This window comes from Oliverpabstia sp., from assembly GCF_022785585.1.
In the GTDB taxonomy this organism is placed as follows: Bacteria; Bacillota; Clostridia; order Lachnospirales; family Lachnospiraceae; genus Oliverpabstia; species Oliverpabstia intestinalis.
The window spans coordinates 1-24,978 of the sequence record NZ_JALFPR010000159.1 but is presented as its reverse complement, the minus strand read 5'-3'; the positions used below and the strand labels follow the sequence as shown (position 1 = coordinate 24,978).

The 24,978-nt window shown below is 44.0% G+C and carries 21 protein-coding genes and 1 pseudogene; 1 reads left to right on the top strand and 21 read right to left on the bottom strand.

The window, feature by feature from the left end:
* Positions 1-144 precede the first annotated feature (144 nt).
* The 4 genes from MSA64_RS11290 to MSA64_RS11275 are packed head-to-tail and all read right to left on the bottom strand — an operon-like array spanning position 145 to position 3,611.
* On the bottom strand, positions 145-924 hold the full coding sequence (locus MSA64_RS11290; RefSeq protein WP_287891653.1) for a YlmH family RNA-binding protein: 780 nt from the start codon (positions 922-924) through the stop codon (positions 145-147).
* A 1-nt stretch (position 925) separates the two neighbouring features.
* Complete coding sequence (locus tag MSA64_RS11285) at positions 926-1,510, bottom strand: cell division protein SepF (protein ID WP_022172515.1); 585 nt, start codon at positions 1,508-1,510, stop codon at positions 926-928.
* Positions 1,511-1,524: 14 nt separating this feature from the next.
* Positions 1,525-2,223, bottom strand: coding sequence for a YggS family pyridoxal phosphate-dependent enzyme (locus MSA64_RS11280; protein WP_022172516.1), 699 nt, complete (start codon positions 2,221-2,223; stop codon positions 1,525-1,527).
* 23 nt (positions 2,224-2,246) lie between these two features.
* Entirely contained in the window at positions 2,247-3,611 is a 1,365-nt protein-coding gene (locus tag MSA64_RS11275) for an HlyD family efflux transporter periplasmic adaptor subunit (protein ID WP_154431209.1), read from the bottom strand.
* 152 nt (positions 3,612-3,763) lie between these two features.
* Between MSA64_RS11275 and MSA64_RS11270 the strand changes: the two genes are divergently transcribed.
* Positions 3,764-3,967 (top strand): DUF378 domain-containing protein, encoded by a 204-nt coding sequence (locus tag MSA64_RS11270; RefSeq protein WP_022172518.1) that lies wholly within the window; start codon positions 3,764-3,766, stop codon positions 3,965-3,967.
* 156 nt (positions 3,968-4,123) lie between these two features.
* On the opposite strand, the gene MSA64_RS11265 is transcribed toward MSA64_RS11270, so the two are convergent.
* The 17 genes and pseudogenes from MSA64_RS11265 to mutS all read right to left on the bottom strand — a co-directional run bounded on the left by MSA64_RS11265 (position 4,124) and on the right by mutS (position 24,471).
* Entirely contained in the window at positions 4,124-4,543 is a 420-nt protein-coding gene (locus tag MSA64_RS11265; RefSeq protein ID WP_154431207.1) for a twitching motility protein PilT, read from the bottom strand.
* 196 nt (positions 4,544-4,739) lie between these two features.
* On the bottom strand, positions 4,740-5,747 hold the full coding sequence (locus MSA64_RS11260; protein ID WP_287891652.1) for a D-alanyl-D-alanine carboxypeptidase family protein: 1,008 nt from the start codon (positions 5,745-5,747) through the stop codon (positions 4,740-4,742).
* 10 nt (positions 5,748-5,757) lie between these two features.
* Positions 5,758-6,156, bottom strand: a pseudogene (locus MSA64_RS12130) (methylglyoxal synthase).
* Positions 6,125-7,279 carry an FtsW/RodA/SpoVE family cell cycle protein gene (locus MSA64_RS11250; protein WP_022172522.1) on the bottom strand — a complete coding sequence of 385 codons (1,155 nt, stop codon included), beginning with the start codon at positions 7,277-7,279 and terminating at the stop codon, positions 6,125-6,127. The pseudogene MSA64_RS12130 and the gene MSA64_RS11250 overlap by 32 nt, the downstream one beginning before the upstream one ends.
* 1 nt (position 7,280) lies before the next feature.
* Positions 7,281-7,529: a cell division topological specificity factor MinE gene (minE, locus tag MSA64_RS12125; protein ID WP_022172523.1), complete on the bottom strand. Its 249-nt coding sequence runs from the start codon at positions 7,527-7,529 to the stop codon at positions 7,281-7,283.
* 10 nt (positions 7,530-7,539) lie between these two features.
* The gene (minD, locus tag MSA64_RS11240; protein ID WP_022172524.1) at positions 7,540-8,319 is read right to left on the bottom strand and encodes a septum site-determining protein MinD; all 780 of its coding nucleotides are present in this window, start codon (positions 8,317-8,319) and stop codon (positions 7,540-7,542) included.
* A gap of 49 nt (positions 8,320-8,368) precedes the next feature.
* On the bottom strand, positions 8,369-11,278 hold the full coding sequence (locus MSA64_RS11235; RefSeq protein WP_235904336.1) for a penicillin-binding transpeptidase domain-containing protein: 2,910 nt from the start codon (positions 11,276-11,278) through the stop codon (positions 8,369-8,371).
* Positions 11,278-11,793 (bottom strand): rod shape-determining protein MreD, encoded by a 516-nt coding sequence (mreD, locus tag MSA64_RS11230; RefSeq protein WP_022172526.1) that lies wholly within the window; start codon positions 11,791-11,793, stop codon positions 11,278-11,280. The genes MSA64_RS11235 and mreD overlap by 1 nt, the downstream gene beginning before the upstream one ends.
* Positions 11,790-12,734 (bottom strand): rod shape-determining protein MreC, encoded by a 945-nt coding sequence (gene mreC, locus MSA64_RS11225; RefSeq protein ID WP_106493037.1) that lies wholly within the window; start codon positions 12,732-12,734, stop codon positions 11,790-11,792. Before mreC ends, mreD begins: the two co-directional genes overlap by 4 nt.
* Positions 12,735-12,743: 9 nt before the next feature.
* Positions 12,744-13,793, bottom strand: a complete 1,050-nt coding sequence (locus MSA64_RS11220) for a rod shape-determining protein (protein WP_235904317.1) — start codon at positions 13,791-13,793, stop codon at positions 12,744-12,746.
* Between the two features lie 48 nt (positions 13,794-13,841).
* Positions 13,842-14,540: a RadC family protein gene (gene radC / locus MSA64_RS11215; RefSeq protein WP_287891651.1), complete on the bottom strand. Its 699-nt coding sequence runs from the start codon at positions 14,538-14,540 to the stop codon at positions 13,842-13,844.
* A gap of 105 nt (positions 14,541-14,645) precedes the next feature.
* Complete coding sequence (locus MSA64_RS11210) at positions 14,646-16,298, bottom strand: NAD(P)/FAD-dependent oxidoreductase (protein ID WP_277663934.1); 1,653 nt, start codon at positions 16,296-16,298, stop codon at positions 14,646-14,648.
* Positions 16,295-17,488, bottom strand: coding sequence for an NAD(P)/FAD-dependent oxidoreductase (locus MSA64_RS11205; protein ID WP_287891650.1), 1,194 nt, complete (start codon positions 17,486-17,488; stop codon positions 16,295-16,297). Before MSA64_RS11205 ends, MSA64_RS11210 begins: the two co-directional genes overlap by 4 nt.
* A complete protein-coding gene (locus MSA64_RS11200) occupies positions 17,485-18,777 on the bottom strand; it encodes a methionine gamma-lyase family protein (RefSeq protein ID WP_154431202.1) in 1,293 nt (430 codons plus the stop codon). Before MSA64_RS11200 ends, MSA64_RS11205 begins: the two co-directional genes overlap by 4 nt.
* 56 nt (positions 18,778-18,833) lie before the next feature.
* Positions 18,834-19,781, bottom strand: a complete 948-nt coding sequence (gene miaA / locus MSA64_RS11195; RefSeq protein WP_287891648.1) for a tRNA (adenosine(37)-N6)-dimethylallyltransferase MiaA — start codon at positions 19,779-19,781, stop codon at positions 18,834-18,836.
* A gap of 9 nt (positions 19,782-19,790) precedes the next feature.
* Positions 19,791-21,800: a DNA mismatch repair endonuclease MutL gene (gene mutL / locus MSA64_RS11190; RefSeq protein ID WP_287891647.1), complete on the bottom strand. Its 2,010-nt coding sequence runs from the start codon at positions 21,798-21,800 to the stop codon at positions 19,791-19,793.
* Positions 21,801-21,843: 43 nt separating this feature from the next.
* Entirely contained in the window at positions 21,844-24,471 is a 2,628-nt protein-coding gene (mutS, locus tag MSA64_RS11185) for a DNA mismatch repair protein MutS (protein WP_287891654.1), read from the bottom strand.
* Positions 24,472-24,978 lie beyond the last annotated feature (507 nt).

Sequence of the window (24,978 nt, the reverse complement as noted above, 5' to 3'; positions counted from 1 at the left end):
TATGCCAAAATCCCGAGACATACAAGCAAAAATGCCATCACCGAAGGTGATTTTAAATGCATTTTTGCTCGTAACTGTGAAGTTACTGAACAGTTACATCCTGTTTTATTTTTGTGGAAATGCAGGATCGTATTTGAGAATACGTTATATATATTTCTGTACGGTAACACTGCACCGTCCTTTTTTTGTTGTTCCCGCCATTCCGTCATAGCGGAACTTTCCATATCCACGGACCGACACAATATCTTCCGGTTTTAAAGGATGTCCGTTAGATACAACCATTTTACCATTGACAAAAACTTTTCCGCCCTCGATCAATCCCAGCATACTACTTCTGGATGACGAAAATGCCAGAGCAATCATCGCATCCAGCCGTACTGAACTGACTGTCCCGTGGATCTCCTGAAACTGTGGTTTCGGAAGGTCGTCCGGATTCTCAACAGCGGACACTTTCACTGTTGTATGCCGAATTCTGGTAATGTTCTGCATAAGAAATTCTTCCATCTGTGCATGGCAGAATACATACGCATCCTGGCCCTTGATCACTATATCCCCAAGTCTGGAGCGTTCGATTCCCAGGTGAATCAGGGCTCCCAGATAATCCCGATGAGTAAGCGTCTCACTGAATTTTCCGGAACAAGGCGAGATACGGATACACCGAATCGGATACATCGAAAGAAAACACTCTTTTTCCCCATAATCATAAGAAAGAGCATCAGGAAGAAATGCTGCTATCTGACGCTCTGCTTCTTCATAGCCACCGAAGGTACGGATCATAATACCCGCTTCCTCCGGTCGAAAGCTATGTACCATATGAAGTTCATTCAAATCCAGAAAATCCGTAAACATAGGAATCTCCCGATAATAGGCTGTTCTTGCCAGATCTGCCAGCCGCTTTCTGAACTGTACTTCCTGTTCTTTCATCTTAGAAGTTTGTCCGAACAGAAGGAACGTCAAAAGCGCCGCTTAATATTTCCTGGAAATCACCGGAAATTTCCACATTGGCTGGTGTCAGGATAAAAATATAACTGGAAATCTTCTGCAGACTTCCTGCGATAGAATAGCATGCACCGGAAGAAAAATCTATGATTCTCTGCGCCACATCTACATCAATACCTTCCAGATTCAGTACTACAGTACAACGGTCAATCAGAGTATCTGCGATCTCTCTGGTGTCTTCCATGGAAGAAGGTTTGATCACACAGACTTCCATCGTGCCATTTCCGCTGTTTTTCTTTCTCATCGGAGTGATCTTGCTGGATGCAGACGGAGTTGCCTGCTTTACAGTCTGTTTCGGAGCTTTTGTCTGCTTTGGTGCCACTTTTTTCTCCGGTTTTACATATTCAACTTCTTCATCTTCATCATCATCGTCATCCAGTTTTTTAAAGAAACGATGTTTCGGTTTTTCCTCGTCAAGGGCTTCCAAATCTTCATCATCGAAGAATTCATCATCATCGTCAAAATCATCATTTAAACGGATGGCATCTAAAAACTTATCTAAAACGCTCATTTTTTATCTCCTATCTATTTTGTTTTGGAATAATCTCTCTCACCAAAAATACCGGTACCAACACGAACCATAGTGGCACCTTCTTCAACAGCTACCTGATAATCGTTCGTCATACCCATACTCAGAATATCCATATGTACATTATTCATGTTTTTACTGCTTATGTCAACACTTAATTGTTTCAATTTTCGGAAAACAGGCCGATTTTCTTCAGGATCCGGTACATATGGAGCAATTGTCATCAGTCCCTGAATCTGCACATACGGAAGCTTACAGATCTCCTCAATCAAAGACATGGTTTCTTCCACTGATACTCCAAACTTTGTTTCCTCCTGCGCAACATTCACTTCAATCAGGACAGGAATCACTCTCTGAATCTTTTCTCCCTCATGGTTGATTGTTTCTGCCAGACGCAGAGAATCCACAGAATGAATCAGTGCTGCTTTATCTGCAATATATTTTACTTTATTCCTCTGCAGGTGCCCGATCAGATGCCATTCGAGATTTTTCGGAAGTTCTTCGTATTTGGTGCAAAGTTCCTGTACCTTATTTTCTCCGAAGATCGTCTGTCCTGCATCCATCGCCTCCCGAATCATGGAAATCGGTTTTGTCTTACTGACTGCGATCAGAGTTACTTCTTCCGGATTCCGACCGCTTTTTTCACAGGCTTTTCTGATCTCAGCTCGTACGTTCTGTAACTGTTCTGCTACCATACATTATTCTCCTTTGTAAGTCTTTATTTAAACAGAATATCGTCTTCTTTCACGGTATTTCCGTTTCTGACAATGTAATCAAACTGGGAAAGTCCATAGGTGGTACCTGTCTCAACTATACAATATTCATCATTTTGTTCAATCATGACGATTTTCCTGAAAACAGCATAGCCTTTATTAATACAATACACACCTTCTAATGCTTTCTTTTCTTTTATTTCATAAACAGACTGGCTGTCAGGCTTCAAAATCACATCTCCGTCCTGAAAAGTATCCATATCCACATAATAGTAATCATCGTCTTCCTGATAAATCGTAGCCTTGACAAATTCAGAGGAATCATCTTTTCCCCTTCTGGTAACCTTTCGGTAGAAGCCGGCATCACCATCTTCTTCATCAGTAGCAATGTATTCTTTCGGAATCACATAAAAGTTCTTTTTCACAATGGAACTGAGCGGAATCTTTAATCCTGTCTGTGTGTTTGTTACCAATTCAATATTCAGAAAGCGATCACCACTATAGCGAATCATTCCACGGCTGAATGTGATCTTGCCGTAATAATTGCCGTCTTCACCGGTAACAATGGTCAGTAAACCTGTCTGCGTGGCATCATCTTTTAAAAACTTCACTCGGATCGTCTTTTTTTCTGCCAGTGAAACAATCTGATCTGTGCTCAGCGGTATCACTACTGACCAGGTCTCACTGGTTATCAGTTTATACACAGGATCCCCGGAGGATACCTTTCGTTCTTTCTGAAGATTGGTAATCTGATAGTTTTTCTTACTAAAAAGATCTGCCGTCAGCTGATCTGCTGTAATCCCTTCGTAGCCATCCACTGCATAAACAACGATACCATCCTGTGCTGCCCGGTAAATTGTCTGTCCATTGGCCGTCTGCGTAGTTTCCGTGGAGTCATCCGTCTGAAGACCACTGTACTGGAGAATAGATCCCTCCAGCTCGTATTTGTAATTATAAACATCATAAAAGTTGTCACTGTCATATGTGGAGGCAAATCCTGCAATGGAAGAGCGGATTCCGGCATAATCCTGTTCGGTCAGTTCATTGACTGCAGCCTGCACCGGAGTGTCCCCCAGAGTATAGACTGCTCCGGATTTTCCAACTTTACTGTTCTCTCTTGCATAATAGGTGATATAACCGGCGGCATTCGTATTTACCACAGATTCTTCACGGATTGCCAGTGCTGTATATGTCTTATTATTGGATAAGGGACCTGCGGTCACCTGATAGGACTGAATATGATCTGCAGTAAGATACAGAATGACCGTAATTACCATATACACAAAAAGTGCCCCAAAGATAAAGGTTCCTATATTTAACGGGATCTTACGAAACCATCCGGATATTTTATTTTTCCTTTTTGTAGTCATGAAAACACTCCCCTTCGTTTTTCTGACTTATACTCATATAAAATTATTCTATCATTCCTCTGACGAATACACAAGAAAAAAAATATGCATATTCTGTGAAATCGTGGAAATACTGGAGATAACGAAAAAAACAGGAGGTTGATCAAATTAAGATGAAAGGTTTGGATTATACAGCACTGATACTGACAATCACAGGTGCAATTAACTGGGGGCTGGTAGGACTGTTCAAATTCGATCTGGTTGCTTTCTTGTTCGGCAATTTATCCTGGCTTTCCAGGATCATCTATATCCTGGTTGGATTAAGCGGTCTGTACCTTTGCACCTTTTTCAGTCGTCTCGCCGACACTAACCCGTAAGCTGCGGATAACTATGAGAAACACGTTCCGCGAGTTTCTCATAGTTATCGTGGCAATCACCAGGGTCGCGTGCATGCACGGACTTTGGCTCGTTACTCGCGTAAAACATGAAAAGAGGGTCGCCAACAGGCAACCCTCTTTTCATCTGCTACAGTTTTACAAGGCAATGATGATATCATCCTGAAATTCAGCAGGTAATTCTTCTTTATCCATGGAAACACTTAATACAAAATTAATTTTATATGCCTCGGAAATATCTTTTAACTGATGCAGTGCATCGGTAATATCTTTTCCTTCCAATTTTGCATTTTTCAGGAAGCTGTCCAGATACATTTCCTGAAGATCATGATCCTGAGATACAATACCACATACAAAACCGATGAATTCATCTGCATTTTTAATCGGATATCCGGATACATCAATCAGACGAATTTTATTGTTCAGTTCATACATATGTTTGGAACTTTTATCCAGATATACAATGTTACCTTCAGCAACTTTAATGGCTCCGTTCACTTTATCTAAAAGCTGCTTAGTTTTTCCTTTACCTTTTTTGCCTACAATTAATTGAACCATAGCAGTTTCCTCCTTTGATTTCTGGTATATATTACCAAAAAGTACTGTTCTGTTGTTGTAATTATAGAATATTTCACCAAGAAATACAATGGTAAATTTGAAAAAATCTGAAAAATTTCAAAAAAAACAGGAAATAAACGCACAACGCCTGGTGCATTTCTTTCCTGTTTCTGATATTTTTGAAAATCAGCTGATTCTACTGATTGATCGCAGAAAGCAACTGATTCATATACGTGTACAGATTCGTCTTATTTGCCGCGTGAAGAACAATAGAAATATACGGTTCCCCATAGGCATTCTGGCTCAACAGTGCCAGACAGGAGCCTGCATCTGATGTTGTACCGGTCTTACCGCCAAGCACCGTCACATTCTTCGGTGCCGTCACCTGACGGGTCAGATACTGATCGGTAGCATCCAGATGAAAAGTTACTTCCTGCTCACCTCTGTTACAGGTAAGATTATAAGAACTAAGCTGTGCAATCTCCAGAAAATGTGGATACGTCATCGCTTCCTGTAACATCAGATAAATATCGTATACTGTTGTATAATGATTTTCATCCTGCAGTCCTGAAGGATTGGCAAAATGTGTATTGGTTGCACCAAGCTCCAGTGCTTCCTGATTCATCATTTCCACAAACTGATCCACGCTTCCGCCGATATGCTGTGCTATAGCAACCGCAGCATCATTCCCGGAATAGATCAGCAGACCATGAAGAAGTTCATCCAGTGTTACCTGATCTCCTTCCTGAAAGCCAATCTCTGTGGAACCGGATTCCTGGTTCAGAGCCTCTGCCGGAATTGTCACTATGTCGTCCATATTCCCATGCTTAAATGCCAGAATCGCTGTCATAATTTTTGTGATACTCGCCGGATATGATTTTTCATGAATATTCTGAGCAAACATCACAGATCCATGATCCAGATCGAAAAGACCGGCTTTTGTCGTATCACTGATCGCAACACCTTCCAGACTCATATTTCCGGAGGAAACTGCATATGACGAGGCAAAGGAATCGGCTTTCTGTGTACTGATTTCTGCACCATGTGTACCGTACATCTCTTCTTTTACCGAATAAGCTGAAGTCATATCCAGCTGTGAAGAGCGGCGGAGAAGTACGAGTGCGGTAATTCCCACACCAAAAAACAGAATCAGAATCCCTGTAAGAATCAGTGTATCCCGATACTTTTTTTTGATAAGTTTCAATAATCGTTTTCTATTTTTTATACATTTCACGCCAGTCAAGTTCTCCTCTTTCCAGGGATTTGATCAGAAGTTCCGCTGTGGCAAGATTTGTTGCCAGCAGAATAATATGTGTATCACATAAACGGAAAATTTTATGTGCATCCGGTTCATGCTTTTTCTCCTGTTATGGTCCGCAAAGGAAAATCACCAGATCCATCTGATTCTGTTCAATCATAGATGCCATCTGCTGTTCGCCGCCCACATGTCCCGCATGAAGTTTATGGACGTCCAGATTCGTAGCCTACTCAATCAGACGCCCGGATGTCCCGGTGGCATAAAGCTGATGCTTGCTGAGGATTCCTCTGTATGCAATACAAAAATTCTGAAGCAGTTTTTTCTTAGATTCGTGTGCGATGAAGCCAATGTTCATTTTTTTCTCCTCCCAAATATCTTCTGTTTTGCAAACCTACGTTTAATACCAGACCCATACCAATATACAGACTGACCAGAGATGTCAAACCATAACTTACAAAGGGAAGCGGTGTTCCTGTGTTTGGAAGAACGCCGGTGGCTACACAGATGTTCAGAAAACTCTGGAAGCCAACGACGCCTGCTACGCCGCAACATATAATCTTACCGGACAGGTCCTTGGCCTTTCTGCTTGTAATTATACATTCAACCACAATGAGGAACAAGAGTAATATGATAAAAACGCTTCCGATGAACCCAAGTTCTTCACCTGCAACCGCAAAGATAAAGTCTGTCTGAATCTGAGTAACAAAATTTCCTTTATTTGCAGAGGAAACTTTGTTGTTATTATATCCTTTTCCGGTAAGTTCACCGGAACCAATAGCTGTAATTGAATTTTGCTGCTGGATAACATCATCTTTGTAGGTCTCGTCTTCCGGGTACATCCAGGACATGATTCTGTCTTTCTGATAGGAGTCAATAATCTTGATATCTGTCTGTGTGATCAGAATGAATGCCACAATAACCAGCGGAATGGCAACTCCCAGAATACCACCAATGATCTTATAACTCAGTCCTGCCACATACATCATCAGACAGAATATAATCGTAACAGTGATCGTGTTTTTCAGATCCGGCTGAATCTTTATTAAAACCAGCGGCACTGCAAGGAGCACTACGGAAGCCAGAATAGTCTTACAGGTATTCAGGGTATCTTCGTGATCCATCAGAAAGCGAGCAAAAAACATGATCAGCAAGATCTTCGAAAGCTCGGTCGGCTGAAAACGTACAAAGCCAAGATCCAGCCATCGGGTAGCACCACCTGCAGAATCCCCGAAGAACCGAACGATCAGGAGCATTATAATGTTTACCCCGTAGATGATCCAGTAAAAATTCAACAGCCAGCTGTAGTCCATCAAAGAAACTACAACCATCACCACGAGACCAAGAATCACACCGATCAGCTGTCTCGACTGCAGAGAAGCTTTTGCACTTCCCACCAGCAGCACTCCGATTCCGCTGATCATCAGAAGCCAGATGATCAGCCGGAAATTATAATTTTTCAATCTGTAAAGTTTAAACATGTTAAGATCCTGTATCCTTTCTGGATTTTAACGGTATATCTGCTGTGAGAACGGGTGGTGACTGATGAAAACAGATTGTCACCTTTCCTGCATCAACAGGTATGTATTTTCCCGCAGCTTTTATCATATCGTTTTTTAACATCTGCATCGTCTGAGGTGAGCAGCTCACCCGATCCGATATAAGAAGCAGTTTGAGTCTGTCTTTTGCAATGGTGCCAGAGGCTTTCCGTTTTTTGCCGAAGATACTCATTGCTTCCCTCCTATCTGCCAAACAATCGTCCCAAAATTCCTTTTTTCACATCGAGATCCTGGAAGGGGACTTCTTCACCAAGAAGCCGATGACAGATATTGAGATAAGCCTGTCCGCACAGACCTGGCTTGCCTGCCAGAGGTTCTCCCTGATTCGTAGCAATTACAACCTGTTCGTCATCAGGGAGGATGCCGATCAGAGGTACTGCCAGAATATCCGACACATCCTCCACGGACATCATATCTCCCCGTTTTACCATATCCATGCGGAGGCGATTGATAATCAAACGGATATCTCTCAGATCCTCCGCTTCCAGAAGACCAATGATCCGATCCGCATCACGAATCGCTGAAACCTCCGGTGTTGTCACTACCAGAGCTTTGGTAGCTCCGGCGATGGCATTCCGAAATCCCTGCTCAATTCCTGCCGGACAATCCAGCAGGATGTAATCAAACTGTTTTTTCAGTTCCTCACATAATTTTTTCATCTGCTCCGGTGTAACAGAGGTTTTATCTCTGGTCTGTGCAGATGGAAGCAAAAACAGATTGGCATACCGTTTATCCCTGATCAGCGCCTGTTTTAATCGACAGTTTCCTTCGATGACATCTACCAGATTATACACAATTCGGTTTTCTAGTCCCAGTACCACATCCAGATTTCGAAGGCCGATATCTGTATCTACCAGAACTACTTTTTTATCCAGTGCCGCAAGTCCGGTACCGATATTGGCAGCAGTTGTCGTTTTACCGACCCCGCCTTTCCCGGATGTAACAACAATTACTTCACTCATATCCAATCCTCCTGATATTTGTTCATATTGTCTGTCTTTTGCATCTCGATCAGTCTGTACCTGCGTTGGAATTGCTGGCTGTACTTGCCTGTCCGGTAAGAATCTCTGTTTCATCTTTCAGTCCGAAATAATAGTTCAGAATATCCTTTGCCACCAGTTCGGAGTTTGTTGACGCATAACCGTTTGCAATACGGATTGCCCACGCAATCTGTGGTTTATCTGCCGGTGCATAACCGATAAATAAACTGTGGTTTGCACGGTTTTTACTCTGCTGTGCTGTACCGGTTTTACCTGCAAGTGTAACGTTCAGATCCTGGAAAATACCCCAGTTGGATTTGGTAATAACGCCTTCCATACCGACATGGACATCATCCCAGATCCCCTGACTCAGTTCCACATGATCAATCATTTCCGGAGTATAATCTTCAATCAGATTTCCATCGGAATCTGTTGATTTATCTAACAGTGAAAGATTATATACATTACCACTGCTCGCCAGAACCGTTGCATACCTGGCAAGCTGAGACGTGGTATAACTGTGAGTACCCTGTCCGATAGCGGACGGGATTGGCAGTTCGTTGGAAACCTGTGGCGATGCTTCAGAAATCTCCAGCCCGGACTTTTTATCCAGCCCAAGCAGATTCGCATACTTAATCAGCTGCTGCATCGCTGTATTATCATTAAATGTTCCTTCTGCATTCTGTCCAAGACGATAAGCGGTTTCACTGAAAAATACGTTACAGGAATTGGCAATACCATCCCTGATAGAAAGTGCACCATGTCCGCTCAGCAACCAGCAGTTCAGTGGTGCTCCCTGCAGTTTATCAAATCGGCCGCCACAGTAAATGTAGTCATTATCTGTAATAACTCCTTCTGACAGACCGGCAATCGCTGTTACCGGTTTAAATGTAGAACCTGGTGCCGTACGTTCCTGTGTCGCCTTATTATAAAATGGTGTAGACAAATCTTTATTCAGTTTTCTGTAATAATCTGTATCCATATTGTTAGCAAGACGATTATTATCATATCCCGGATAAGATACACATGCCAGTGTCTCTCCGGTGGACGGATCTGTGATAACAACAGAACCGGAACAAGGATCCAGTGCCAGCTGCGCCGGTGTGATTTCCAGAGAACTGATCTTATGAAGCATCAGATCCATCGCAGAAAGATTTCCGGCTTTGAAGTTCTGATAGTCCTCATCATCGGTGGAAAGGACTCCCTGTTCATACAGTACTGTACACAGCTGCTTTCCTGTAATTTCATCGTCCAGAAGCAGATATTTGTATAACATCTTACTGAAGTCCTGATCAGTAGACAAATAATCTGAAATATATGCAGATAGTTCCTGGTATACTTCTGTGGAATCCAGATATGTGTTTTTATCTGAAAACTTGGAAATATCGATCCAGTTCTGGCTTGCCGCATAGGTAAGATATTCCTGAAGAGAAATTGTCTCATCTTTCGTCCATGCCTTGTACATCTCATCATTCTTATCGATGGATGTCTCAGAAAGAATACCTGTTTTGTCCATCAGCAGATCATTGACAATATAGCTGACATATCCCTTCATCTCCTCGCTGAGGTCTTTATATGGTTTTGTATCACTTCCGGTCAGCTGTTCGTCCACTTTCCGGAAGATTTCTTCCTGCTTCCGTTCCAATGCTGCCGCAATCTTCTGCTCAGTCTCAGAGGCATCTGCTGCCGTAAAATGATCGATATCGATTACGGAATTATTTAACAGCGCATAATACACATCATAGATTGGGATCGGGATCGTGGATGCATCGGTATTTTCATCTGCTTTGAAAGTCTTGATGTTCTGGATATTGGCTACCAGCACACCGGCAATCTTCTGTTCAAGCACCTTGTAGCAGGCAATCTGCAGATCTTTATCGATAGTAAGATATACATTATTGCCCTGTACCGGATCTTCTTTGGAATCTTCACCGATCTGTAACACTTTTCCGTAATAATCTACATATACTTTTTCCGATCCGTCTTTTCCCTGAAGCGTCGACTCCATAACCTTCTCCAGACCGGATTTTCCTACAATAGAAGTAGTGCTGTAACCTGCATCCGGATTCTCTGTCCGCAGATCTGCAAGTTCGTCCGAAGAAATCTTTCCGGTATATCCAAGAAGCGGTGCAAAATAAATACTATCGGTATAGACACGCACGGAATCTTCCTGCACATCCACACCTTCCAGCAGACTCTTGTTTTCCTGGATCGCAGCTACCGTATTTTCAGAAACATCGGTTGCGATCGTTACCGGAATATATTTTCGGAAACTGGTTGTGGAAAGTGCATATCTTACCGATATAATCTTCAATGTTTCTTCTTTTGTCAGCTGCTCCGGAAGACCGGCTTCCTGCGCTTTTTTCAGTTCCGAAGCCTTATAGTCACTGTGATCATATGGAATTTCATATCGTTTCAGCATATCTTCTACCATCTGCTGAGCGGAAGCATTTGCCTCCTCTGTTGTCAGATCGTCAATATAACTGTGTCCATACACATCCGCTTTAAAACGTGACAGTGTTGTACCCTCCACATCATAACTGTAGTTTCCGGAACTGTCGACACTAATACGGAAATCACTGCTGATAGCATCTCCGTTGCTTTCGATAATCTGGATAATCTTGTAGATTTCTCCATTCAGGCTGCGGTTTTTTTCTGTATTATTTGCATAGTCACCACTGTCTTCCAGCGTGATCGAATAGGACAGTTCGTTGGAAGCAAGCACCTGACCGTTTCGATCGTAGATATTTCCTCGGGTGCTTTTCAGTGTTCTCGTTTTTGTCGTCATAATACTGAAATTGTCCGCATATTCCTGTCCATGGATGATCTGCAGAGAAAACAGGCGGTGAATCAATACCATACTCAGAGCTGCGAAAATAAAAATCAGCACTGTAGTCCGTGGAATAATAAATTTTTTATGTCTTTTTTTTGGTCGTCTCATCAAGGTAACTTGGGTCCCTCCCATTCATTTTCCGTAAGCCAGCGGTTTAATCGATAGAGCGGTCGGTATAAAACTGCTGTAAGCAGTACTGTATATACCATCTCCGGAAGAATAATATGCTGCAGATAGCTGAAAAAATCCAGCCGCCCACGGAGCATAAACTGCAATCCGTATACAAGTACTCCATATGCGATATCACTGCCGGCAACCAGTACCATTGGCACTTTTACATCTTCATCAAAAAAGATTTTATACAGAAAGCCATTGCAAAATCCAATATACATGTAAATAAGGGCATAAAAGCCAATCATACTTCCATAAAAAATATCAATCAGGAGACCGCAGAAAAATCCTACGAACATTCCTTCCTTTTTTCCTCTCATAAATCCAAACGATACTGTGAGGATCAAAAGCAGATTGGGAACGATGGAAGCGATGGACAGTGTCTGGAACACGGTTCCCTGTAAGACAAATGCCAGCAGAATCAATACCGCCAGAATCAGCTTTCTTCTCATTGTTTCTCATCCTCCTGTGCATCCTGCGTCGGATCCGGTGTCGGAGTTGTGCTGTCATCTGGTGTCTGTGATTCCTCCGAAGTCACATCCTCTGTCTTCTGCTGCTTCAGTTCCTTGATAACCAGGACTTCCTGAATATCATTAAAATCCACTGCCGGAATGATCGTACCGCTTTTGGTCAGTTTATTGGCGTCTGTAGAAACCTCACTGATATAACCGATCAGAATTCCTTTTAAAAATTTGTTACTGACAGAAGAGGTTACGATTTTATCTCCCTCCTGTACCTGATCCTCTTTATCTGTCAGCTGAATAAAACGGATCTTACCGTCGTCCATCATCTGCAGATCTCCCGTTACCATACAGTTCTGAGAAATGGATGTGACAGTTGCGCTGACATTACTGCTGTCATCAATGATCGAACGAACCGTAGCCCAATGTGCCCCGGTTTCCGTAACGATTCCTACCAGACCACCATCCGCGATAACATTCATATCTACCGCAATACCATCTGAACTTCCCCGGTTGATCAGGAACGTGCTGTACCAGTTACCGGTATCTTTTCCGATCACCTGCGCAGCGACTTTCTCAAACTCCGAATAGTCTGTGTCCAGGTTATACAATGTTCTCAGACGATCCAGTTCTTCCTGGTCCTGAGACAGTGTGGTGTTTTTAGCCTGAAGTTCATCCACCTGTTTCTGAAGTTTTTCATTCTCCGCAGACAGCTTTTTCATACTCTGGAATCCGTTTTTCTGATCCGTCATCCAGTTTCCCACTTCATTAATCCCATTCTGAAAAGGAACAATCACATAACCCAGGACATTACGCACCGGTGCAAAAGAAAAACTGGTTGAAAGAGACAGGACGATCAGTCCGAGACACAGGATTGTCATCATAGTTATCAGATGTTTTGTTTTCATTTTATATTGGTTCTTTTTTTTCATGACAGCTCCTTATTTCTGTTTTTTGGGAGTGAAAGCCCAGTGATGAAGTGCATCGTGGGTGATAATTTCTTTCAGCCCATAGATCGTACACAGTTCATAATAATGTGACAGCAGGATCGGGCAGCCGATCTGCCTGGACAGAACCCTGTCAATATATGGCAGATGTGTACTGCCACCGGTAAGATAGATCCCTTCTGATAAGATCACTTTATGTATCTGCGGTGGAATACGCTCCAGAAAAGCCCGAATCTCTGTGATGATCTCACAAATCGCCGGAGTGATCGCCTCATTTACTGCCGGAGAAGTAATCACGCGTTCTCTTGGCAAACCGCTCACACAGTCAATACCGATGATTTTTCTCGCATCCTTCGTATCTTGTTCCAGATTTGCAAGAGATACTTTCAATCTTCCGGCTGTACGTTCACTGATAGAAAAATTAAGCTTTCTGCGGATCGTTGTTAGGATATCCTGTGTCAGACGGTCACCGCCTACGGGTATCACCTTACTGATGATCACACGGGTATCTGCAATAACAGAAATCTCTGTTGTAGCTGCTCCAATGTTTACGATCATGGATCCCTTGGTACGCATGATCGGAATGCCAAGTGCCAGTGCATCTGCAATCGGACGTTCCACCAGAAGTACCTTACTTTGTCTGAGCTGTCCGGTATGGGCGATACTGTAATATGCACGCTTTTCTATCTCTGTCATATCTACCGGAACAGCAAAATAAATCACCGGGTGCCGCCCAACGCTGCGTCCGGTCTTGTCCAGCAGCAGTTGAAGCATGATCTCCAGGTGACTGATGTTTGCGATCATACCATTGAGCATCGGAGAAGATACCTTTACATTTGTCGGATTCTTTTCGTATATTTCATATGCTTCATCTCCAACGGCAAGTACAGTATCTTTGTTGCGAATGGCAATCATATTTTTCTCTTTTAAGATTTCATTACTGTTCTGAGAGTAAATCTTGATCATATTACTGCCCAGGTCAATTCCATATACATGGTTTTTAAACATAAATGCATATCCCTTCTGTTTTGCATATCCCAACATAACGGTTCACCGCTTTCACCGAACCGCTATATTCCGGCAATATCTCTGTCAGGAAAGCAACCCCTCCTGTCGAAAGCTGAAATACTGCTGATCCCCTATCACAATATGATCCAGAAGTGGAATATCTACCAGTGCTCCGGCTTCCCATACTCTTTTTGTAAAAAGAAGATCGTCTTTGCTTGGTTCCGGATTACCGCTGGGATGATTATGCACCAGGATCATATAGACAGCCCGGTGACGAAAGGCCGCAAGGATGAGATCTCTTGGCGATACCAGAGAAGAATTAACTGTTCCTCTCGAGATCACTTCGTCACCTAAAAATTGATTTTTTGTATTTAACATCGTACAAATCATCTGCTCCTGCTCTTCGTGCCGCATCCGTTCCATATAATACGCTGCAATTGTGTCCGGACTGTGAAAATCCAGAAGTTTTCCGGCTTCTCTGGTTGCAATCCGCTTGGATAGTTCTCCAATACATTTGATCTGTACGGCTTTTACCTGGCCGATTCCCCGAATCTGCATCAGATCTTCCATGGAAAGATGATAGATTCCAAGCAGACCCTGTTCATTTTGTCCAAGATGCAAAACCTCATCGGCCAGTTGTACAGAGGAGCTTCCAGGGGTACCGGATCGTAGAACAACAGCCAGAAGTTCGCTGTCTGTCAGCTTCTCCGGTCCGGAATGAAGACATTTTTCATATGGGCGTTCGTCCGGCGGAAGTTCCTGAATACGTTGTGAATATTTCATAAATAGCTCTCCTTGCCAGGATCTCTTCAGGCTGAGAGCGAAAGTCTGTTTGCCAGACTTTGATTTATCTTATCATAAATTTTCTGTGAATTCAAGATTCCTGATTTATAAGCAATATTTTTTACAGACAGCCTCGGCCACCCGCAGACCGTCCATTGCAGCTGAAGTAATCCCACCGGCATAGCCGGCACCTTCTCCACAGGGATAAAACCCCCGGACATTACTTTCCATCTGCTCGTTTCGAGAGATCCGGACCGGAGAAGAGGTTCTGCTCTCCACACCGGAAAGGATTGCATCCGGTCGGTCAAATCCATGAATCTTTCTTCCACAGGCAGCGATTCCAAGATCCAGCGATTCTGCCAGAAAATCCGGGAAGATCTCCCGCAGATTACTCATAGCATATCTTCCACGGATGCATGGTTCAACTTCACCAAAAGCTTTTGTCTCTTTTCTTTCATGAAAATCACCATAGGTCTGTACGGGAATCCTGCCTTCATGAAGCTGATAAGCTTTCTGCTCCAGATACCGCTGAAAGAATATTCCTGCCAGTGGATTCTGATCCAGTTCAGCCGCAAGAGCATCCTCCCCCATCCGCTGCAGATACTCCATTCCATACGTCACATAATCCTGCGGTGAAACCGTTACGATCATAGCACTGTTTGCATTCCGGCTGTCCCGTGCCTGATAACTCATACCGTTGACCGCAAGATAACCTTTTTCAGAAGAAGCATCCACTACATAACCACCCGGGCACATGCAGAACGAATAGATTCCTCTTCCGTTTTCCAGCTGATGTGTCAGTTTATAGCTGGCAGCACCAAGTTCTTTTACCTTCGGTTGTCCATATTGGCTCAGATTGATCATCTTCTGCGGATGTTCGATACGCACACCTACCGCAAACGATTTTGCTTCCATATAGATCCCATGTCTTTTTAACATAGAAAAGGTATCTCTGGCACTGTGTCCAACAGCCGCAATACAGACCTGTGTTTCTATCCACTCATTCCGGTTCAGCTGGATCCGACAGATCTTTCCATCGCAGATATCCAGATCTGTTACCTGTTTTGTAAAACAGAATCTCCCACCCATCTGTTCAATCTGTTCCCGCAACGATGTGACGATACCAATCAGCTGATCCGTACCAAGATGGGGTTTCTGTTCATATAAAATGTGGTCCGGTGCGCCTCCCTGAACAAAAATCTCCAATACTTTTCTATGTCTTCCCACCGGATCCTTTACCAGAGTATTCAATTTGCCATCCGAAAATGTACCGGCGCCCCCTTCACCGAACTGCACATTGCTGTTCGGGTCCAGAATACCGTCTTTCCAGTACTGATCAACCGTTTTCTTTCGTTCTGATGCTTTCTCTCCACGCTCATAAACAACCGGTCGAAGTCCTGCTTTTGCGAGTGCCCATGCGCAAAACAATCCTGCCGGACCACTTCCGATGACAACCGGCGGCTGTTTTAGTTTCTCAGTTCCTCCTGCAGGAAATTGATATTCCGTTTTGTTTGTTAACATAATATTTTTATCGTTAACCTTTTGCATGCGATGAAGGATTTTCCGTTCCTTGGGGGTATCCACATCAACCACATAAACAAATTTCAAATCCGGCTTTTTCCGTGCATCCAGGGATCGGCGTACAATCTTCCAGGAAGAAATCTCTTCTTTTTTTATCTTTAACTGCTGACAGATTTTCTTTTCCAGTGCATCCGGAGTATGATCCACCGGCAATTTTAACTGTGAAATACGAATCATAATATTTTCCCTTCCCTGGCCGCAGCTTTTCCGGCCACTGCTCCGCTCGACCATGCCCACTGTAGATTATATCCACCACATGGACCATCCACATCGATCACTTCTCCTGCAAAATAAACTCCCGGATAGAGACGGGATTCTAAGTGATCCGTCAGTTCTTCCGGATCCACACCTCCGGAACAGATCTGTGCCTGTCGCAGTGCGTATGCTCCTTTTACAGATATCTGCCAGTCTTTTAATTTCTCTGCGATCTTTTCCGGTTCATAAGTTTTCTTTACCAGAACATCTATTATCTTCTTCGGAAGCAGTCCGATCAGTAATTCCTGTGGATTCTTATAAGTGCCATTCTGCCGTTGTCTGTCTGCCAGATATTGTACGAGTTCTTCTTTTGTCAGCTTTGGCATCAGATCCAGATGATAAACAGCTGTTTTTCCTTCCGCAGCCTCACGCACTGCATAACGGCTCAGCTGGAAAACACTGATTCCGGATATTCCATATTCCGTAAATAAAATCTCTCCCTGTTCCTGTCCGATGATTTTTCCGTTCACTTCCAAAATGATGCGGCCATCCATCCGGCTTCCTGCCCATTTCGGATAATAATTGTCTTTTCCACGGATTCCACACAACGACGGTAACGGTTTCACTATTGCGTGTCCCAGTTTTTCGGCCAGTGCATAACCTGTTGCACTGCTCCCCTCTACATTTGACGCCGGACTTCCGCAGGCTACGATCACGCTGTCACAGGGATACTTCCAGGTAGCTGTCTTCACCAGATACCGGTCATCTTCCCGGAGAATATCTGTCACCTCTTCCGTAGTTTTTATCTTCACTTTCTGATGTCTTGCTTCCATCTCGAGAACCTGTGCAACACCTGCTGCCTGATCGCTGTACGGATATACCCAGCCACCCCGGTCTTTTATATAGATTCCAAGTTCCGAAAAGAATGCCAGTGTATCTTCTAATGGATACTGTGTAATGATTTTCCATGGGAAATCCGGCTGGCTGCTCCGATATCGGGAAGGTTCCTGTACAAGATTTGTCAGATTACATCGTCCGTTTCCTGTTGCAAGAATCTTTTTCCCGGGTTTCTCATTGTGTTCTAAAAGCGTAACCGCGGCTCCCGCCCGGGCGGCCTGGATCGCTGCCATCATTCCGGAAGCCCCACCGCCTATGATCACAACTCTTTTCATGGAAGTTCTACCAGTCCTTTTTCATATAGTTTCTGCAAGCTCATCATAATACCAAGTTTTGCATGCTGCCAGGTCAGTCCGCCCTGAAAATATACCGCATACGGAGGCTTGATCGGTCCGTCCGCACTCAGTTCAATAGAAGAACCCTGTACGAATGCACCTGCTGCCATGATCACATCGCTGTCATATCCCGGCATCGCCCAGGGTTCAGGATCCACATAGCTGTCGATCGGCGCTGCTGCCTGGATGCCTTTACAAAAAGCAATTACTTTTTCCGGTGCTCCGAAGGTGACTGCCTGAATGATATCGTGGCGGCTCTCCGTACTGTTCGGAACTACTGCAAAGCCAAGACGTTCATACACGTTGGCTGCAAAAATCGCACCTTTCAGAGCCGCTGCCGTAACTGTTGGTGCAAGGAAAAATCCCTGATAGAAAGACTGATTTACGCCCAGTGTTGCCCCTACTTCTTTTCCGAGTCCCGGAGAAGTCAGGCGGTATGCTGCGTTGTCTACATATTCTTTCTTTCCTGCAATATAACCACCGATCGGAGCCAGTCCGCCACCTGGATTCTTGATCAGAGAACCTACTATCAGATCTGCTCCTACATCTGTAGGCTCTATCGTTTCTACAAACTCACCATAACAGTTATCCACCATGCAGATCACATCCTGTTTGATCTCTTTTATAAAATCAATCAGCTGTCCGATCCTTGCTACAGAAAGTGTAGGTCTGGTCTGGTACCCCTTGGAACGCTGGATAGTTACCAGTTTTGTTTTCTCATTGATTGCTTTTTTGATATTTTCAAAATCAAAAGAACCATCTTCCAGCAGATCCACCTGCCGATAGGAAACCCCGTATTCCGCCAGAGAACCGTTTGATGGCCGGATACCGATCACTTCTTCCAAAGTATCATATGGCTTTCCTACCGGAGAGAGAAGTTCATCTCCCGGACGCAGGTTACCTGCCAGTGCAACAGCAAGCGCATGGGTTCCGCAGGCAATCTGTGGACGTACCAGAGCGGATTCTGTATGAAATGTAGCCGCGTAAATCTCCTCGAGGGTATCTCTTCCCACATCGTTATATCCGTAACCGCTGGAAGCATACAGGCAGGCTTCACTGGCACGACACTGCTGCATGGCATGAACCACCTTCAACTGATTATACTCTGCCACACGATCGATCTCCTCAAATCGTTGTTTCAGACTCTCAGCAATTTCCTGTCCGAAAGAATAGACTTTCCCATCAATTCCCATTTCTTTGTACATTTCTTTTGTTATTGCCGTATCCATAATTTTCTGTTTTTCCTTTCATGCATATCTTATAATTTATTTGAAATTTTCCACGCTCACCTGATTATTTTTTTCTCTCTTAATGAAGCAAGCATGGCATCCAGAATCACCTGTGCATCATACCCAAAATCCTGCTTGTCAAACCATTCCACCTGACGTTCTCTCTTAAACCAGGTGATCTGCCGCTTGGCAAAATGTCTGGTATCCCGTTTTAATACATAAATCGCTTCTTCCAGCGACCAGGTACCATCCAGATAAGAAAGAATTTCTTTATATCCCAGTCCCTGCATGGACACCATTCCTTTATGATAGCCCATTTTTTTCAGTCTTTTCACTTCATCGATCAATCCATCGGCAAGCATCTGGTCAATTCTGGCATCGATTCGTTCATACAGACGGGTTCTTTCATCATTTAACACAAAATACGCCAGATTATATGGGGACTCTTTCTGGCGCTGCTCCTCATTATGCTGAGAAATCGGCTTTCCCGTCTGCCGGTAATATTCCAGTGCACGGATCACCCGTTTTACATTGTTTGCATGAATCGCCGCCGCAGATGCAGGATCCACAGCAGCAAGCATCTCATGAAGCACCTGCGCTCCCTCAGTCTTTGCTTTTTCTTCCAGCATCTGCCGATAAGTCGTATCCTCTCCATGCACAGTGAAATCAATATCTCCGGTTACTGCCTGGATATAGAATCCGGTACCGCCCACCAGTACAGGAATCCGCCCGCGGTCATAGATTCCTTTCATGGCTTCTTTTGCCATCTGTTGAAACCGTACCACATTAAATTCTTCATCCGGCTCCAGACAGTCCACCAGATGATGGGGGACTCCCTGCATCTCCTCCGGTCGAATCTTTGCGGAACCGATATCCATATGACGATAGACCTGCATGGAATCCGCGGAGATAATTTCTCCGTTCACCGCTTTTGCCAGTGCAATGGAAAGGCTTGTTTTTCCTACTGCAGTAGGACCTGTTAATATAATCAAAGGTTTCTTCACTCTGTTCACCTACACAATCCGCTTAAATTTCTTTTCCAGTTCGTATTTGGTCATGGAAATAATGGTCGGTCGGCCATGGGGACAGTTATACGGATTCTCCAACTGCAACAGTTCATCGATCAGTGCTTCTGTCTCCCGAAGCGATAACTTCTGATTTCCCTTCACCGCTGCCTTACACGCCATGGTCGCCATCCGATCCGAAAGGACATCCAGCGTTTTTGAGGATGGATCCTCCTCCAGATGATCCAGTACTTCAATAAAAAATCCCTGTTCTGTCATTCCGAACAGATTCTGCGGCACTGCCCGGATACTGTATTCCCTTCCTCCAAAGGATTCAATCTCAAACCCAAGGGTTTTAAAAATATTCTGATACTTTTTCATTTTCTCCTGTTCTTCCAGATTCAGAGAAATGATGATCGGCGGGCTGACGATCTGTGAACTTACATTCCGTTCTTTCATCTCTTTTACGATTCGTTCATACAACACTTTTTCGTGAGCCGCATGCTGGTCAATGATATACAGTTTATCTTCCATCTGTACCAGCCAGTACGTATCAAAAACCTGTCCGATGATCTTGTGATGTTTTTTTGCTTCCGGACTTAGCAGTTTTCCGTCAAAAAGATCCATCTGTTCAGCCTTCTGAACACCCGGAGCAGCTATATTGTCTCTTCTGTCTGAAACGACTTGTCCTGCCTGCAAATTCGGATTCTGCTTCGCCGGATTCTCATTCCTGTATCCAGTCTCACGCTTTTCTCCGTAACATCCCGTTCCCTGCTCCCTTACAACCGATCCTTTGTGAGTTTCTTCACCGAAAGCTGCCACTGCTACTGTCCTGTCAGCTATCGGGTTAGCCGCTTTCGCACGGTTTTTCAACTCTTCCGGCTGCACTTTCTGCTGCATCTGATATCCTCTCGGCTGTTCGATCTGCCGGCGCTGTACCTCAAAAGGTTCCGGTGCTTTATCCCGGTTCGCAGGACGTACCGCCAAACGGTCTTTTCCAATCGTCACCTGTGGAATCAGTTCTTTGTGCTGCAGACCCTGTATAATTGTCTGATAAATCTGTCGGTAGATCAGTTCCTGATCAGAAAAACGTACTTCCATCTTGGTCGGATGCACATTGACATCCACATCAGAGCCTTTGATCTGAATATGAAGACAGGTAAACGGATATTTATGCTGCATCATAAACGTATGATAAGCATCTTCCACTGCTTTTGTCACGATCTTACTCTTTACATATCGTCCATTGACATAATAATTTTCAAAATTACGGTTTCCCCTGGAAATTACCGGTTTCCCGATAAATCCATCGATTCGGATCGTCTCTTCCCGGTCTTTTGTATGGATCTCAATCAGTTCCCTGGTAATATCTCTCCCGTAGATCTGATAAATCGCTTCTTTCAGATTATTATTTCCGGAAGTATGCAGTTTCGTCTGACCGTTTTGCATATATTTGAAAGAAATATGCGGATGCGACAGTGCCAGCTGTTCGATAAAACTGCTGATATAACCGGCTTCTGTAGTCGGTGTCTTTAAGAATTTTGCCCTTGCAGGCGTATTATAAAACAGATCCCGTATCAGGAAAGTCGTTCCGTCCGGCGCACCGATCTCCTCCATTCCCTTTTCCATACCGCCCTCAATCTGATAGCGGACTCCGATCAGCTGTTCATGGGGTTTTGTGATCAGTTCCACACGGGAAACAGCAGCAATACTCGACAGCGCCTCGCCACGAAATCCAAGAGAAGAAATCAACGAAAGATCTTCCACTTTACGGATCTTGCTGGTCGCATGACGAAGGAATGCCAGCGGAACCTGTTCTTTTTCAATACCTGTACCATTATCGGTGATACGGATAAATGTGGTACCGCCTTCCTTGATCTCCACAGTAATCGCACTGGCTCCCGCATCAATGGCATTTTCCACCAGTTCTTTTACAACCGAAGAAGGGCGCTCCACCACCTCTCCTGCTGCAATCTTATCAATTGTACTCTGATCCAAGACTGAAATCTGTCGTTTCATCGATCTATTTCCTTCCTAAGCTATAACATCTGCTATATTTCGTTTACCATCGATTTTTTAATTTATTCTGTAACCGATATAACGTATTCATCGCATCCATCGGTGTCAGCATCGTAATATCCAGATTTTTTAGTTCCTCTATGATATCCTGATCCTGTACCGTATCAAACAGGGAAATCTGTTCCAGATCCACTTCATCATAATGTACGGCTTTCGGTTTTGTCTTTCTGGAATTCTCTGCCAGATCTTTAAATGTACTGGTAATATCCGTATGTACCAGTTCATCCACCAGTTCTTTTGCACGATCCAGAACACTATCCGGAACACCTGCAAGCTTTGCCACCTGGATACCATAACTTTTATCGGCACCACCTTTTACGATTTTTCGTAAAAATACGATATCATCGCCCCGTTCTTTCACCGCGATACAGTAATTATTAACGCCCGGAATCTTTCCTTCCAGCTCTGTCAGTTCGTGATAGTGGGTAGCAAACAGAGTCTTTGCCCCCAGAAGTTTTGTATTACTGATGTGTTCGATAACTGCCCAGGCAATGGATAGTCCGTCAAAGGTACTGGTTCCACGGCCAATCTCATCCAGGATCAACAGACTTTTCGCAGTCGCATTGCGAAGAATATTGGCCACCTCTGTCATCTCCACCATGAACGTACTCTGTCCGCTGGCCAGGTCGTCCGAAGCTCCGACACGGGTGAAAATCCGGTCTACCACACCAATCTTTGCTTTTTCTGCCGGAACAAAAGAACCAATCTGCGCCATCAAAACGATCAGGGCAGTCTGCCGCATATAAGTGGATTTTCCTGCCATGTTCGGTCCGGTGATCACGGAGACACGCTTGCTGCCGTTGTCCAGATAGGTATCATTTGCAATAAACATATCGTTGTTGATCATCTTTTCAACAACCGGGTGGCGGCCATTTTTGATGTCGATCACACCTTTTGTATTGACTGTTGGGCGTACATAGTTATTGCGCTGGGCGACCACAGATAACGATGCATAGACATCCAGCTGCGCGATGGCTTTCGCTGTCTCCTGGATTCGCGGAATCTGTGCAGCCAGTTCTTCTCTCACCTGACAGAACAGATCGTATTCCAGGGCAAATAATTTATCTTCCGCACCGAGGATCATATCTTCCAGTTCTTTTAGCTTCGGTGTGATATAGCGCTCGGCATTGGTCAACGTCTGTTTTCTTGTATAGTATTCCGGCACCAGATTTTTAAAACTGTTCGTCACTTCAAGATAATAGCCAAATACTTTATTATATTTGATCTTCAGATTCCGGATACCGGTTTTTTCTTTCTCTTCTGCTTCCAGCTGTGCCAGCCAGGATTTTCCCTGGGTTTTGGAATTCCGATAGGTATCTACCTGTTCATTATAGCCTTCCCGGATGATCCCGCCTTCTTTGACTGCCAGTGGTGGATCTTCCGTAATGGAGGCTTCTAACAGTGTATACAGATCTTCCAGGCCATCCATCTGTTCGTTAATGCGTACCAGCAGCGGACTGGTAAAGTTCGCCAGCAGATTCTTAATATGAGGAATCATTTCCAGAGACATTTTAAATGCCAGCAGATCTCTCGGGTTCGCAGAACGATAACTGATCCGACTGACCAGACGTTCCAGGTCGTATATCGGATTCAGGTATTCCCGGATCTCCTCGCGAAGCATCGCCTGCATGTTCAGTTCCGTTACCGCATCCAGTCGTTCGTTGATCGCATCTGCATCGATCAATGGCTGTTCCACAAAGCTTCGCAGCATACGGGCACCCATGGCAGTTTTCGTCTTATCCAGCACCCACAAAAGGGAGCCGCGTTTCTGTTTTTCCCGCAGGGTCTCCACCAGTTCCAGATTTCTTCTTGAAGAACTGTCGATAACCATATAGCGTTCTGTAGTATACGGGATAATTTTATTCATATGCTCCATGGTATTTTTCTGGGTATCCAGAAGATACCGGAACAGGGAACCGGCTGCGATCACACCGCTGTCATAATCAGCCAGTCCCAGCCCCTCAAGAGAGGAAATCTTAAAATGCTCCAGTAATGTCTGCTTACACAGATCATCTCCAAAATACCAGGATTCCAGTGCAAACACAGAGATATGCAGACGGTTCCTCAGGTCGTCCACATCCACACCGGAGACCAGAAAAGCGTCATTACAGATGATCTCTGCCGGAAGGAACTTATTGATCTCATCCCAGAGTTTCCGCTCCTCATCAATCTCTGTCACATAGCAATCACCGGTTGTGATATCTGCAGTGGATACCCCAAAATGATCCCCCACACATACGATGGCCATCAGATAATTATTCTTTCCTTCATCCAGTTCCTGCATATTAAGATTCGTTCCCGGTGTCACAACACGGGTCACTTCTCTTTTTACGATTCCCTTTGCCGTTTTCGGATCCTCTACCTGTTCGCAGATGGCTACTTTATACCCTTTATCGATCAGACGATTGATATATGTTTCTGCTGCGTGATACGGAATCCCGCACATCGGAGCCCGTTCAGAAAGACCACAGTCTTTGCCGGTAAGTGTAAGTTCCAGTTCACGGGAGACAGTTTTCGCATCCTCAAAAAACATTTCATAAAAGTCCCCAAGACGATAAAAAAGAATCGAATCTTTATACGCACATTTTGTCTGACAGTAATGGACCATCATCGGTGATAATGACCTACTGTCTTGCGGAAGTCCCAGTTTTATAAGGGTTTCCGGCGTTATTCCGGCCTCTTCAAATACATTTGTTGATATTTTTGAGTTCAAATTATAAAATACCTCTTTCTAATCCATTGTATCATTCTCTTCCACGTTCATCTTCCTGTAAATCATTTTCCATGATTTTACTGTTATTTACAGGGATAATACATGACACTCCGTACTATATTAGCATTTTGATAATTAACTTTCAAGATTGCTTCACCGACCATTTTCGAAATTTTTACGATTTATCCAGGAAACAGGCATTTGAAAAGGGCCAGTCCATCACGACTGACCCTCTGTTTATTGAATATAGCTTCCAAAAAACTCTTTTAATCAAAATAAATTGTCTTACCGCTCTTTGCAGACTCATAGATTGCTTCCAGTACACGGGTGACAACTGCAGCCTGCGCAGGTTTTACGATCTGTTCTGCTCCGTCAGCAACGATGTGGTAGAACAGTTCCTGCTCA